The following is a 13,150-nucleotide window of genomic DNA, read 5'->3' on the forward strand; positions in this document are numbered from 1 at the left end:
TGCCGATTTCGCGGCGGACCCCGGCCCGGCGGCCGGGCCTAGGACGAAAGTACGAACGTGATACGAACGGGAGATGCGAAGGGAGCCGGCGGGCGTGAGACTGGGTCTTGCCGAGGTGTTCAATCCCTCGATGGTGCCGACGCTGCGCCCCGGCGACCGGATGGTGGTGCTGTACGGCGCCCGCGTGCGGCCGGGTGACGTCGTCGTGGTGCGGCACCCCTTCCAGCACGACCTGCTCATCGTCAAGCGCGCGGCCGAACGGCGCGACGGCGGCTGGTGGGTGCGGGGGGACAACCCGTACGTGCCCAACGACAGCCGGGAGTTCGGCGTGGTGCCCGACGGGCTGGTGGTGGCGCGCGCGGTGCTGCGGCTGCGGGGGCCGCGCGGCGCGGGGGACGGGCTCCCGGGCCCCGGCGCGTCCGGTGCGTCCGGCGTCCCCGGCGGTCAGCGGGCGCGCGTCTCGCCGGCGGCGCTGGTGCGCTGGCTGACCTCGGCCGTCCGGCCGCTCAGCTCCCGCTCGCGGCGCTTGCGCGCCCGGTAGGCGGCGACGTTGGACCGCGTGGCGCAGCGGTCCGAGCAGTAGCGCTTGGACCGGTTCGTCGAGGTGTCGATGTAGGCGTTGCGGCACGGCAGGGCCTCGCAGATGCCGAGCCGGTCCACGCCGAGGTCGGTGAGCTGGAACGCCAGGCCCATGCAGGCGATGGCGGCGTACCCGGCGGTGGCGTTGGAGGGGTGCTCGGCCAGGTGCAGGTGCCAGCGGGGGCGGCCGGCCTCGTCGAGGTAGTCGTGGCCGGAGATCTGAGGGCTGGCCGGGTACTCCAGCAGCAGGGCGTTCAGCAGGTCCACGGCCCGGACCTCGTCGCCCTCGGCCGCGGCGGCGAAGACGGCGCGCAGCCGGGTGCGTACGCCGCGCAGCCGTGCCACGTCCGCGTCGCCCGCCCGCCGGGCCGCCTGCTGGGCCTCGCCGAACAGCGCGCGCACGGCGTCGACCGAGGTGAGGGCGTCGGTGCCGCGCAGCGGCTCCTCGGTGTTCACCAGGCGCACCGCGAGATCTGAGTAATAGGTGAGTTCCACTTGTGTTCCTTACGGGCACAACTCTATAGTCCACACCGTACTGGTAAGGGACGTGGCACGAAGGGATCTCTTACAAGATGGCGCACCCGACGGTGAACTGGCAGGGGTGGCAGGAACGCTGGGACCGGCAGCAGGAGTGGTACCTCCCCGACCGCGAGGAGCGCTTCCGCGTGATGCTCGACGCGGTCGAGGCGCTGGTCGGGGACGAGCCCCGGGTCCTGGACCTGGCCTGCGGCACGGGCAGCATCACCGCCCGGCTGCTGCGCCGCTTCCCGGGCGCGGTGAGCACCGGCGTCGACCTCGACCCGGCGCTGCTGACCATCGCCCGCGGGTCCTTCGAGGGCGAGCCCCGGGCCGGCTTCGTCACCGCCGACCTCACCGATCCGGACTGGACGGCGCGCCTGCCCTACGACTCCTACGACGCCGTGCTCACCGCGACCGCCCTGCACTGGCTGAAGGCGGAGCCGCTGCGCACCCTCTACCGGCAGCTCGCCGGGCTGGTGCGCCCCGGCGGGGTCTTCCTCAACGCCGACCACATGCCGGATCCGGCCACCCCGCGCATCAACGAGGCGGAGCGGGCGTTCTCCCAGGCGCGGCAGGAGCGGGAGAAGGCCGCCGGCGTGCAGGACTGGGAGGACTGGTGGCGCGAGGCCGCCGCCGACCCGGTGCTGGCGGGCCCGGTGGCCGAGCGCTTCGCGATCTTCGGCAGCCCGGCCGACGGCGACCACGCGGACGGCGAGACGCACCCGGTCGCCTGGCACGTCGAGGCCCTGAGGGGGGCGGGCTTCGCGGAGGCCGGCACGGCGTGGGCCTCCCTGACGGACGCCGTGGTCCTGGCGCTGCGCTGAGCCCACCGGCTGCGTGACGCCGCACGCGCCGCACGCGCCGCACGCCGCGACCGGCGGCGTGCGGCGGGCCGCCCGGCGCCCCGCCCCTCCGCGCTGGTGGACCTCGTCATCGGCCCTGATCGCGCTCTTCCGCCGCGCTCACCCCGCCCCGGCGGGGAAGCGGCCGGGGCGGGGCGCCGGCGCCGGGCGGTGCCAGGACCCCGCCCCGGATCAGGCGCGTGCGACGCCGGCCGTGCGGGCCGCCTCGGCCACGGCCGCCGCGACCGCCGGGGCGACGCGGGCGTCGAACGGCGAGGGGATGATCCGCGACGGGCTCAGCTCGTCGACGACCACGCCCGCCAGGGCCTCGGCCGCCGCCAGCTTCATCGACTCCGTGATCCGCGAGGCCCGCACCCGCAGCGCGCCGGAGAAGATGCCGGGGAAGGCGAGCACGTTGTTGATCTGGTTCGGGAAGTCGCTGCGCCCGGTGGCGACCACCGAGGCGTGGCGGTGGGCGACCTCCGGGTGGATCTCCGGGTCCGGGTTGGCCATGGCGAAGACGAACGCCCCGTTCGCCATGGTGGCCACCGCCTCCTCCGGCACGGTGCCGCCGCTGACGCCGACGAAGACGTCCGCGCCCGCCAGCGCCGCCGTGAGAGGCCCGGCCAGCCCGCCCGGGTTGGTGATCCGCGCCAGCTCCCGCTTCACCTCGGTGAGGTCCTCGCGGTCCTCCGAGACCACGCCCCGGCGGTCGCAGACCACCACGTCGCGGACCCCGGCCCCCAGCAGGATCTTGGCGATGGCCACGCCCGCCGCCCCCGCGCCGGAGATCACCACCCGCAGCCCGGTCATGTCGCGCCCGGTCAGCCGGGCGGCGTTGGTCAGCGCGGCCAGCGTCACCACGGCCGTGCCGTGCTGGTCGTCGTGGAAGACGGGGATGTCGACCCGGTCCTGGAGCCGCCGCTCGATCTCGAAGCAGCGGGGCGCCGAGATGTCCTCCAGGTTGATGCCGCCGAAGGAGGGCGCGAGCCGCGCGACCGTCTCCACGATCTCGTCGGCGTCGCGGCAGTCCAGGGCGACCGGCACCGCGTCCACGCCGCCGAACTGCTTGAAGAGGATCGCCTTGCCCTCCATCACCGGCAGCGAGGCCTCGGGCCCGATGTCGCCCAGGCCGAGCACCGCGCTGCCGTCGGTGACGACCGCGACCACCTGGGAGCGCCAGGTGTACTCGTGGACCAGCTCCGGGCGTTCGGCGATGGCCGCGCAGACCCGGGCGACGCCGGGCGTGTAGGCGAGGGACAGGTCGTCGGCGTCGCGCACCGGAACCGTGGCGCGGACGGCGAGCTTGCCGCCGCGGTGGAGGGCGAACGCCGGGTCGAGACCGGCGTTCAGCTCCGCCTCCGCGTCCGTATCCGGGCCGACGCGTGGATTGACGATCTCCGAAGTCACTGCGATGTACCCCATTCCTTGCGTAACGCGAATGCGCGAGATGCGCGAGATGCGCGAGATGCGCGAGATGCGTGGTCAGTGATCCGCGCTGGATCCGTGCTGCCGCGTCCGCGAGGGTGGAGCGGACGCCGGGCGCGCCCGCACGCGCGCCCAGGTCCCCGGGTGAGGGATGTGACAAGACGGTTCTATCGGATGGAGCGGGCGTCACACGAGTGCTTTCCGTGACAGAGGGGAGCCCCAATATTCGGCCGGGAACCACAAGAGCACTACCTGCGCTCAAGTGATACTTCAGCGAAACTCTCGCACCGGCGCGTGACGCATCTCTCAGCGGCGTCACAGCGGGCGTCCGCGAGGCGGGAGTTCATCACTTCCGGTGACCGGGGCGTGGTGTCCGTTATCCGATCTTGACGTACGAGGGCCTCGGGAAGGGTGCGACGGATGGCAGGATGCCCTCCGTCGCACTCTCGAAGAACTTTCGGGGACCTTCGAACGACGCAACGACGTCGTGACACCCAATGACGCGTGCCCGGCCCCCGCCCCGGATGCTCCCCACCCCTGGAGGACCACGCCATGACCGCCCGCACCACCCCGCGCCGCCCCCGGCTGGCAGCCGTCGGAGCCCTCATAGCCGCCGGTGCGCTGCTCCTCGGCGCGTGCGGCGACCAGACCGATGACGGGGAGTCCGGCGACAGCGGCGGCACCGGCGGGGGCGCGTCCGAGGAGACGCAGGACGCGCAGTCCGATCTGCACGCCATGCTGCCGCAGGAGATCCAGGACGCGGGCGAGATCGTGGTGGGCTCCGACATCGCCTACCCGCCGATCGAGTTCATCGACGAGAACGACGAGATCGCCGGCATCGACCCGGACATCGGGGAGGCGCTGGGCGAGGTGCTCGGCGTCGACTTCACCTTCGAGAACGGCACCTTCGACGGCCTGATCCTCGGCATGAACAACGGCCGCTACGACATCATCATGTCGGCGATGACCGATACCAAGGAGCGCCAGGAGGGCGCCAGCGCGGACGCCGGAGGCGGTGGCGCGGACTTCGTCAACTACTTCCAGGCCGGCTCCGCCATCCTCGTGGCCAAGGGCAACCCCGAGGGCGTCCAGGGCGTGGACGACCTGTGCGGCCTGACCGTCGCCGCTCAGCAGGGCACCGCCAACGAGGCGCTGGTGGAGGAGCAGCAGGACGCCTGCGACGAGCCGATCGATCCGGTCATCAACGAGGTCGACACCGACTCGATCACCGCGCTGCAGAACGGCCGGGCCGACGCCGTCATCACCGACTACCCGGTCGCCCTCTACAACGAGCTGACGGCCGGGGACGGCGAGCTGTTCGAGGTGGTCGGCGACCAGATCGACGCGGCCCCGTACGGCATCGCCGTGCCCAAGGACCAGACGGAGCTGAGCGACGCCCTCCAGGCGGCGGTCCAGGAGATCATGGACAACGGCACCTACGCGGAGATCCTCCAGGAGTGGAACGCCGAGACCGGCGCCATCGACGAGGCGACCGTCAACGCCGGTACCTGAGCGACGGCGCAGAGGGGGCGTTCCCGTGTCAGACACCGCATCACCTCGCGACCAGAGCCGGATCCCGGACAAGCCGGTGCCACCCGAGGCGATCAAGGCAATACCGGTGCGCCACTACGGCCGCTGGCTCGGCGCCGCCGTCGTCATCGCCCTTCTCGCGATGCTCGTGTGGGCGTTCGCAGGCGCCGACATCAACTGGGGCGTCGTCGGGGAGTACCTGGACCGCGGCACCATCGTCGAGGGCGCGCTGAAGACGCTGTGGATCAGCGTGCTGTCGATGCTGCTCGGCCTGGTCCTGGGCCTCCTGCTGGCCGTGATGCGGCTGTCGAAGAACCCGGTGCTGGCCAGCGTGTCCTGGGCGTACATCTGGTTCTTCCGCGGCACTCCGGTGCTGGTGCAGCTCTTCCTCTGGTTCAACCTGTCGTTCGTCTTCGAGACAGTCAATCTCGGCTTCTACAAGGACGAGATGAACGACTTCATGACCCCGTTCCTCGCCGCCCTCCTGGGGCTCGGGCTCAACGAGGCGGCATACATGGCGGAGATCGCCCGCGCCGGGATCCTGTCGGTGGACTCCGGGCAGACGGAGGCGGCGCAGGCGCTCGGCATGAACGGCTCGAAGACGATGCGGCGCATCGTGCTGCCGCAGGCGATGCGGGTCATCATCCCGCCGACGGGTAACGAGTTCATCAACATGCTGAAGACGTCCTCGCTCGCCTACGCCATCCAGTACGGCGAGCTGTTCCAGGCCGGGCGCACCATCTACTCCCGCAACCTCGCGGTGATGGAGCTGCTGATCGTGGTGAGCGCCTGGTACCTGCTGCTGACCACGGTCTTCAGCATCGGCCAGTACTACCTGGAGCGGTACTACGCCAAGGGCGTGGACCGAACGCCGCCGCCCACCCCGCTTCAGCGGGTCCGGGCGCAGCTCACGCACTTCCGTGTCCGCAGCGAGGTGGGCCGATGACCGCCACTACCAAGACCTCCCCGCAGCCGATGGTCAAGGCCGAGCGGGTCCACAAGTCCTTCGGCCTCGTCGAGGTGCTGCGCGGCATCGACCTGGAGGTCCAGCCCGGCGAGGTGTTCTGCGTCGTCGGCCCCTCCGGCTCGGGCAAGTCGACCTTCCTGCGGTGCATCAACCACCTGGAGAAGATCAACGCCGGGCGGCTGTATGTCGACGGCCACCTCGTCGGCTACCGGCAGAAGGGCGACAAGCTCTACGAGATGCGGGAGCGCGAGGTCGCCGAGCAGCGCCGCGACATCGGCATGGTCTTCCAGCGCTTCAACCTCTTCCCGCACATGACCGCCGCCGAGAACGTCATGGAGGCGCCGGTCCAGGTCAAGGGCCTGCGCAGGGCCCAGGCCCGGGAACTGGCCCAGCGGCTGCTGGACCGCGTGGGCCTCGCCGACCGCGCCGGCCACTACCCCGCGCAGCTCTCCGGCGGCCAGCAGCAGCGGGTCGCGATCGCCCGCGCGCTCGCCATGGAGCCCAAGCTGATGCTCTTCGACGAGCCCACCTCCGCCCTCGACCCCGAGCTCGTCGGCGAGGTCCTCGACGTGATGCGGGGACTGGCCGAGGAGGGCATGACCATGATCGTCGTCACCCACGAGATGGGCTTCGCCCGCGAGGTCGGCGACTCCCTCGTCTTCATGGACGAGGGCGTGGTCGTCGAGTCGGGCCACCCCAGGGAGGTCCTGACCAACCCGCGCCACGAGCGGACCCGGGCGTTCCTGTCGAAGGTGCTGTAGGCGTTACGCCGCTACAGCCGCCGCGCCCACGCCTCCAGCGGAGGGGAGCCGCCGGCCGGGGCGAGCTGCCCGGCCTTGCTCCAGCCCCAGGAGTGGAACGCCGCCAGCGCGGCGGCGTCGCCCGGCTCCAGCACGGCGATCGCCAGCGAGGCGTCGCTGCGCGTCAGCAGCTCCCGCAGCATCCGGCTCGCCACCTGCTCGCGCCGCCGCCGCGGCGCCACCAGCAGCCCGGCGACGGCGAAGATCTGGCGGCTGGCGGTCAGCTCGCGCACCTCGGCGGGCACGTCGGTGAAGCCCTGCCACCACGGGCCGCCCCGGTCGGCGCGGAAGCCGTAGGCGTACCCCGCCAGCGCGGGGTCGGCCGCGACCACCATGTCGAAGCCGGGCTGCTGCACGTCGTGGTCGACGAAGCGGCGCGTGAACTCCTGCGCCGTTTCGCGCGTCGCCTCGGCGGCGTACAGATCGGCGATGTCCGCGCGCTCCGTCTCCGCCTGCCAGCGGCTGAGCCGACGCAGAAACACCATGCCCATGGCTGCTCCCTCCCCGCTGTTCCGCCAATCGTGTCACCCCGCGGCCTGTTCCGGAACGGCCGACGAACGAGCTAGCGTGTGGATCATGTTCGCCGCCTACGCCGCCAGCATCGACCGGGACCAGCCGCTCAACGGGCTCATGCTGGGAGAGCGCCCCGAGCCGGAGGCCCCGCCGAACTGGACCGTCGTCCACGTCCGGGCGGCCTCTCTCAACCACCACGACCTGTGGTCGCTGCGCGGCGTGGGGCTCGGCGAGGAGCAGCTCCCGATGATCCTGGGCTGCGACGCCGCCGGGGTGGACGCCGACGGCAACGAGGTGGTGGTCCACTCCGTCATCGGCGCCACCGGCCACGGCGTGGGCCCGCGCGAGCGGCGTTCCCTGCTGAGCGAGCGGTACCAGGGCTCCTTCGCAGAGCGGCTGGCGGTGCCGCAGTGGAACGTGCTGCCCAAGCCGAAGGAGCTGTCCTTCGCCGAGGCGGCCTGCCTGCCGACGGCCTGGCTCACGGCCTACCGGATGCTCTTCACCTGTGCCGAGGCGAGGCCAGGCGACACCGTGCTGGTGCAGGGCGCGGGCGGCGGCGTCGCCACCGCCGCGATCGTGCTGGGCGCGGCGGCCGGGCTGCGGGTGTACGCCACGAGCCGGGACGAGGCCAAGCGGACGCGGGCCGTGGAGCTGGGCGCCGAGGCGGCGTTCGAGCCGGGCGCGCGGCTGCCGCGCCGGGTCGACGCGGTCATGGAGACGGTGGGCGCCGCCACCTGGTCCCACTCGGTCCAGTCGCTGCGCGCCGGCGGCACACTGGTCATCTCCGGCGCCACCTCGGGCCAGAACCCGCCGGCCGGCGAGCTGAACCGCCTCTTCTTCCTGGAGCTGAGGGTCGTCGGCTGCACCATGGGCACGAAGGAGGAACTGGCCTCGCTGCTGAGCTTCTGCGCGGCGAAGGACGTGCGGCCGGTGATCGACTCCGCGCTGCCGCTGGACCGGGCCCGCGCCGGGTTCGAGCGCATGGAGCGCGGCGAGATGTTCGGGAAGATCGTCTTCACTCTCTAGCCGCCGACGGTCCATGGGCCGCAGGGCCGCAGGGCCGCAGGGCCGCAGGGCGGCGGGGCCCGGACCGCCCGGCCCCACCTGGCCGGGCGGGGGCCTCAGCCGTGCGGCGAGCGCAGCAGCGCCACGAGGTGCGCGGCGGTCTCCGACAGGGCGCGGCGCGCCTCCCGGAGCTGGTCCTGGGTGACGCCGTGGTCGCGCGCGGCGTCCCGCACGTCGTCGCGCAGCTTGTCCAGCAGGCGCTGCAGCTCCCGCTCGGGATCGGTCACCGGCTCCTCCGGCTCGTCGTCCCGAACGGGCCAGGGCGCGCCGGGGCGGTCCCTGAAGCGGCCGAAGCCGCCGAACTCGCGGCCGAGGCCCTCGAGTCCCTCCCGGACCGCGCCGGACCAGTCGCCCGCCGCGGTGTGGGACTGGACGCGCTCCTGGATGCGGCGGGCGGCCTCCTCGAAGTGCGTGCGGGCCTCCTCCCGGGCCTGCCGCACGTCCTCCTGCGCCTGCTCCCGGGCCTGCCGCGCCTCCCGGCGGGCGCGGCGGGACTCCTCCCGGGCGCGGCGCGCCTCGGCCTGCCATGCCGCCTTGTCGGCGGCCCGGTACCGGGGCGCCTGCGTGGCGTGCGGCTGCGCGTTGTGGGCCTGGGCGGTGGCCTCGCGGATCTCCTCGCGGAGGTTGCGGGCGGAGCCGCTGACGTCCTCCCTGATCTCCGCCGCGAGGGCGGCCAGGGAGTCGCGGATCTCCCGCTCGAGCTCGGTCAGCTCCTCCTCGCGGGCGACGAGCTCCCGCTCGCCCTCCTCGGTGAGCGAGTACACCTTGCGCCCGCCCTCCACCAGATGCCTGACCAGGCCCTCGGTCTCCAGCTTGGCCAGGCGCGGGTAGACCGTGCCGGCGGAGGGGGCGTACAGGCCCTGGAAGCGCTCCTCCAGCAGCCGGATCACCTCGTACCCGTGGCGGGGGGACTCGGCGAGCAGCTTCAGCAGGTAGAGACGGAGCCGGCCGTGGGCGAAGACGGGGGGCATGTCACACGTCCTTCCGCGCCGCCGTGGCGGCGGCCTCGGGGGCGTCCTCGGTGCGGGGGCGGCGCAGCACCGCGATGGAGCCGGAGACCGTGGAGCAGTGCACCGTGCCGGCCCCCGAACCGAGCGTGCCCGCGAGTTGTTTGGCCCCCCATTCGCCCAGCACCCCGAGCTCCGCGAAGGAGGAGGAGATGGCGCCGCTGGCCGTGGTCGCGCTGACCTTGGCGCCGACGTCGTCGGGCAGGCGTATCGCGAGCTGGCCGGAGACGGTGTTCATCGCGACGTCGCGGGGCTCCTCGCAGGGCGCCAGGTCGACCACCATGTCGCCGCTGACCGTGTCGGCCCTGACCGCCGGGCTGCCGCTGTCGACGACCGTGAGGCTGCCCGAGACGGAGTTGAACCGCAGCGGGCCGCCGAGGTCCTGGGCCTCGATGTCGCCGGAGACGGTGTCGGCGTGGATCCGGCCGGTCAGGCCGACGAGGGTGGCGCCGCCGCTGATGCCCCGCATCTTCGTGGGCCCGGTGACGCCGCTGACGACCGCCGTGGCGCCGACCACCCCGACGGTGAGCCGCACCTCGGCGGGCACGGAGACCGAGACCACCGCGCGCCGCTTCCAGCCCTTGCGGTTGAGCCATTTCAGGAAGCCCTGCCAGGGCAGGTCGTCGTACGCCACGACCAGCTCCTCGCCGGTGAGCGTCACCTTCAGCGGCGGGCCCTCCACCTCGCTGACCTCGACCCGGGTCGTGGCGTCCTCGGTGCCCACCACGTTGACCGTCCCGTTGACGACGCGGATGTGCAGCTCCTTCAGGGGCTGCTCGTCGAAGGTGAGGGTCTGCGCGTGGTCGACGGACCACTCGGATGCAAGCGCCACGGGACCTCCCCGGTCGGGCTCGGACAGCAGGAGGACACCAAGAGGTATATCGCGTCCTCTCCCGAAGACACGATATATCGCGTGACGCGCAAATCAAAGCCCCAACTCGTCACCCAGGTCGTCGTCCTCGTCGTCCAGGCGGGCCAGCCAGGTCGCCAGCCGCTCCACCGGCACCTCGAAGTCCGGGTTGAGATCGACGAAGGTCCGCAGCTGCTCGGCCAGCCAGCCCAGGCTGACCTCCTCCTCGCCGCGCCTGCGCGCCAGCTCTTCGATTCCGCGATCGGTGAAGTACACGTCCTGCTCCGGGGATAGGGGAGACGGCCAGGATAGGCACCCGTCGTGGCCGATGTCGTAGCCGACCGTTACGCTGCATCCACCACGCAACCGACTAGCGACGGGGGGTCGTCATGAGCAGTGGAGTCGCCCTGGTGCACCTGCCCGACGGCACGCCCGTGTGGGCGCGGATCTCCGACGTCGAGCAGCTGGCGCGGCCGGGTGAGCACCCCGGCGAGCACCCCGGCGAACACGCGGGGGAGCGGCCGGGGGAGCGCCCGCCGGACGCGCCCCCCCGGGCGCCGGCGCAGCGGCGTTCGAGCTACGCCGACACCGGGCTCGGCGACCAGCTCGCCACGCGCGTGGAGAGCCTCAAGAGCCTCATCACCGGCGTGGCCGCCTCCGTCGCCGCCGGGGCGCGCGCCGCCCGGCCCGACGAGATCAGCGTCAGCTTCGGCATCGAGCTGACCGCGCGCGCCGGCAAGGTCGTCGGGCTGCTCGCGGACGGCGAGGCGAAGGGGGCTATCACGGTCACGCTCACCTGGCAGGGGGCACCGCCGGAGGACGTGGGGCAGGCGGGATGACATGGGAGGGCACCGGGGGCGCACGGACCTGGGACGCGGACCCCTTTGAGACCCTCGCGCCGCTCGCCGCCGCCACCACCGTGCGCATCCATCCGCCGTCCACCGGGTATGACGGTGGCGAGCCCGGTTCACGCCCCTGGGGGAGCGGCTTCTTCGTGGCTCCGGGATGGGTGCTCACCTGCGCCCACGTGGCACTTCGCGGGGGAACGGCCGAGGGAGGAAAGCGCGAAGTGGGGCTGAGCTTCGGTGACATCGGCGTCGCCCGGCGGCACGTGCGCGGCGTCGTGGAGTGGGCCCACCCCCGGCAGCGCCCCGCCGACGGCCGCTGGCCCGCCCCCGACCTGGCGCTGATCCGCCTGCTGGAGCCCGTCGCCCACGACTGCGTCTGGCTCACCGAGCGCACCCGCTCCGTCTTCACCCCGGGCACCGTCGCGTTCTTCGGCTGCACCGAGGAGGACGGCCGGATCGAGCGCATCAGCGGCCGGTGCACCATCCTCGGCGAGCTCGGCACCGGCGGCGAGCTGAAGCTGGGCAACCAGGACGAGATCCCCGAGGGCGCCTCCGGCGGCCCCATGGTGGACCTGGAGCACGGCGAGGTCATCGGCGTCATAAAGGCCCGCCGCACCGAGGGGCGGGACGGCGGGCTCGGCCTGTCCGTGCTGCAGTTAAGGCGGCTGCCGCCGCCCGGGGAGCCCCTCGTGGACGAGCGCCACGACACCTACCACCGGGTGCTCCAGGCCCACGACCGGTACCACCGCGACCGGCACCGCGACACCAGCCAGCTCGACGAGAGCTGGACCGACGCGCAGACCCTGCTGCCGGCCGCCGCCCGCCGCGCCCTGACGCCGGGCCAGCGCGCCGAGCTGCTGGGCATGCTGGCCGAGCTGCCGCCCCCGGCCAGCACGCGGGCGCTGGGCGGGATGCTCACCGAACTGCGCGGGCGCCCCTTCTCCGGCTCGCTGCCCGCCCCGCGCGGCTGGCGGGACGGGCTCGGCCTGCTGTACGACCTCGGCCCCGGCCGCAGCGAGCTGGAGACGGTGCTGCGGTACGCCGTGTACGCCGCCACCGCCGACCACCCCTACCCGGCGGCGCCCGGCACGGAGGACCGGCTGCTGGAGTGGGCCCACCGCACCGCCCGCGAGCGGGTGCTGCCGCCGTACGTGCGCAGCACCCTCTTCGAGGAGCAGCACGCCCGGGACCGCGCCCGCCTCAGCCTGCGCGGCGCCGGCGTTCCCGCCGCGGTGTCCGGGGCCGCCGGCCCGGCCGGAATCGCCCACCCCAACGCCGACGCCAGCGCCGACGCCAGCGCCCACGCCGACGCCGGCGCCCACCCGGCCGCGACCGGGCCCACGCCCGTCGACGCCGCCGGGCCGCCGCCGTTCGTGCTGCTGGAGATCACCCCCCACGCCTGGGAGCCCAGCCGCTACGACTGGCTGGTCTACGCCCCCCTGCCCACCGGCGACCTCGTCCCCGTCGACGCCGACTCCGGCGCGACGGGGTACGACCAGCCCCCGCCGAGGCTGCGCGCGGCGCTGGCCGAGGCGTTCCGCCGCTGCGACGAGGCCGGCCGCCCGGTGATGGTCCAGGCCGCGCTGCCCTACGCGTGGCTGCACCTGCCCGTGGACGAGTGGCACGTCTCCGGCGAGGCGGGCGCCCGGCTCGGCGAGCAGCGGCCTGTCGTGGTGCGCTGCACCGACCCCGACCCGGGCGAGCGGGACGACGAGCCGCTGCGGGCCCGCCGCCTCGCCCGCTGGAAGGAGCTCCACGCCGGGCCGATGACGCCGCTCGTCCTGGACTGCCTCTCGGGCCACCCGCGCCCGCTGCCCGAGGTCGAGGCGCTGGCCGCCCACGATCTTGACGCGCTCCCGGTGCTCTGCCGCACGGGCCCCGACGGCGGCCAGGACTCCACCGCCATGTACCGGGTGATGGACGGCGGCCACGCCATGGTGCTGTGGCGCCGCGGCCCTGCCGCCCAGGAGCCGGGCTGCGGCGAGTTCCACCGCGGCGTGACGCGCACCGTCTCCGACGCCGGGCGCGGTGGCGCGCTGCCCGAGGCGCTGCGGCGGCTGCGCGCGGAGGTCGGCGGCGGCACGCCCGAGGCGTACTGGTCCGACGGCCTCGCCCTCCTCTACAGCGACCCCGGCGTTCCGCTCCCCGGGGCCGACGACCTCCTTGAGGGGCTGTGACGGCCATGACGGTGAGTCAACTCTT

The 13,150-nt window shown here is 73.5% G+C and carries 13 protein-coding genes and 1 pseudogene; 8 read left to right on the plus strand and 6 right to left on the minus strand.

All coding sequences use genetic code 11. The features are described 5' to 3' along the window. The first annotated feature begins 73 nt into the window (after positions 1-73). A complete protein-coding gene (gene sodX / locus ACTWQH_RS18195; RefSeq protein WP_443287650.1) occupies positions 74-541 on the plus strand; it encodes a nickel-type superoxide dismutase maturation protease in 468 nt (155 codons plus the stop codon). Here the strand turns inward: sodX and ACTWQH_RS18200 are convergent. Then, positions 445-1,074, minus strand: a complete 630-nt coding sequence (locus ACTWQH_RS18200) for a CGNR zinc finger domain-containing protein (protein WP_443287651.1) — start codon at positions 1,072-1,074, stop codon at positions 445-447. The two genes, sodX and ACTWQH_RS18200, sit on opposite strands and share 97 nt — an antisense overlap. 77 nt (positions 1,075-1,151) lie before the next feature. On the opposite strand from ACTWQH_RS18200, the gene ACTWQH_RS18205 reads away from it, so the two are divergent. After that, entirely contained in the window at positions 1,152-1,922 is a 771-nt protein-coding gene (locus tag ACTWQH_RS18205; protein WP_443287652.1) for a class I SAM-dependent methyltransferase, read from the plus strand. A gap of 210 nt (positions 1,923-2,132) precedes the next feature. Here ACTWQH_RS18205 and ACTWQH_RS18210 read toward each other — a convergent pair whose 3' ends face one another. Beyond that, on the minus strand, positions 2,133-3,350 hold the full coding sequence (locus ACTWQH_RS18210) for an NAD(P)-dependent malic enzyme (protein ID WP_443287653.1): 1,218 nt from the start codon (positions 3,348-3,350) through the stop codon (positions 2,133-2,135). 570 nt (positions 3,351-3,920) lie between these two features. Here ACTWQH_RS18210 and ACTWQH_RS18215 point away from each other — a divergent pair. Genes ACTWQH_RS18215 through ACTWQH_RS18225 form a run of 3 tightly spaced genes read left to right on the plus strand, consistent with a single transcriptional unit; the run spans position 3,921 to position 6,626 of the window. Then, a complete protein-coding gene (locus ACTWQH_RS18215) occupies positions 3,921-4,880 on the plus strand; it encodes an ABC transporter substrate-binding protein (protein WP_443287654.1) in 960 nt (319 codons plus the stop codon). Positions 4,881-4,905: 25 nt separating this feature from the next. Next, entirely contained in the window at positions 4,906-5,844 is a 939-nt protein-coding gene (locus ACTWQH_RS18220) for an amino acid ABC transporter permease (RefSeq protein WP_443287655.1), read from the plus strand. A 29-nt stretch (positions 5,845-5,873) separates the two neighbouring features. Continuing rightward, positions 5,874-6,626 (plus strand): amino acid ABC transporter ATP-binding protein, encoded by a 753-nt coding sequence (locus tag ACTWQH_RS18225; RefSeq protein WP_443287678.1) that lies wholly within the window; start codon positions 5,874-5,876, stop codon positions 6,624-6,626. Between the two features lie 11 nt (positions 6,627-6,637). On the opposite strand, the gene ACTWQH_RS18230 is transcribed toward ACTWQH_RS18225, so the two are convergent. Beyond that, positions 6,638-7,156, minus strand: coding sequence for a GNAT family N-acetyltransferase (locus ACTWQH_RS18230; protein WP_443287656.1), 519 nt, complete (start codon positions 7,154-7,156; stop codon positions 6,638-6,640). An 85-nt stretch (positions 7,157-7,241) separates the two neighbouring features. On the opposite strand from ACTWQH_RS18230, the gene ACTWQH_RS18235 reads away from it, so the two are divergent. After that, on the plus strand, positions 7,242-8,204 hold the full coding sequence (locus tag ACTWQH_RS18235; protein WP_443287657.1) for a zinc-binding dehydrogenase: 963 nt from the start codon (positions 7,242-7,244) through the stop codon (positions 8,202-8,204). 95 nt (positions 8,205-8,299) lie between these two features. Here ACTWQH_RS18235 and ACTWQH_RS18240 read toward each other — a convergent pair whose 3' ends face one another. From ACTWQH_RS18240 to ACTWQH_RS18250, 3 genes are all read right to left on the minus strand, one after another. Beyond that, the gene (locus ACTWQH_RS18240) at positions 8,300-9,214 is read right to left on the minus strand and encodes a PadR family transcriptional regulator (protein WP_443287658.1); all 915 of its coding nucleotides are present in this window, start codon (positions 9,212-9,214) and stop codon (positions 8,300-8,302) included. 1 nt (position 9,215) lies between these two features. Further along, the gene (locus ACTWQH_RS18245; RefSeq protein WP_443287659.1) at positions 9,216-10,082 is read right to left on the minus strand and encodes a DUF4097 family beta strand repeat-containing protein; all 867 of its coding nucleotides are present in this window, start codon (positions 10,080-10,082) and stop codon (positions 9,216-9,218) included. A 93-nt stretch (positions 10,083-10,175) separates the two neighbouring features. Further along, a complete protein-coding gene (locus ACTWQH_RS18250; protein ID WP_443287660.1) occupies positions 10,176-10,376 on the minus strand; it encodes a DUF6104 family protein in 201 nt (66 codons plus the stop codon). Between the two features lie 113 nt (positions 10,377-10,489). Between ACTWQH_RS18250 and ACTWQH_RS18255 the strand changes: the two are divergent. After that, positions 10,490-11,179 (plus strand): annotated as a pseudogene (locus tag ACTWQH_RS18255) (CU044_2847 family protein). Next, complete coding sequence (locus ACTWQH_RS18260) at positions 11,128-13,125, plus strand: VMAP-C domain-containing protein (protein ID WP_443287661.1); 1,998 nt, start codon at positions 11,128-11,130, stop codon at positions 13,123-13,125. Before ACTWQH_RS18255 ends, ACTWQH_RS18260 begins: the two are co-directional and overlap by 52 nt. Positions 13,126-13,150 lie beyond the last annotated feature (25 nt).

This window comes from Streptomyces sp. 6N223 (assembly GCF_052246635.1).
Taxonomy (GTDB): domain Bacteria; phylum Actinomycetota; class Actinomycetes; order Streptomycetales; family Streptomycetaceae; genus Streptomyces.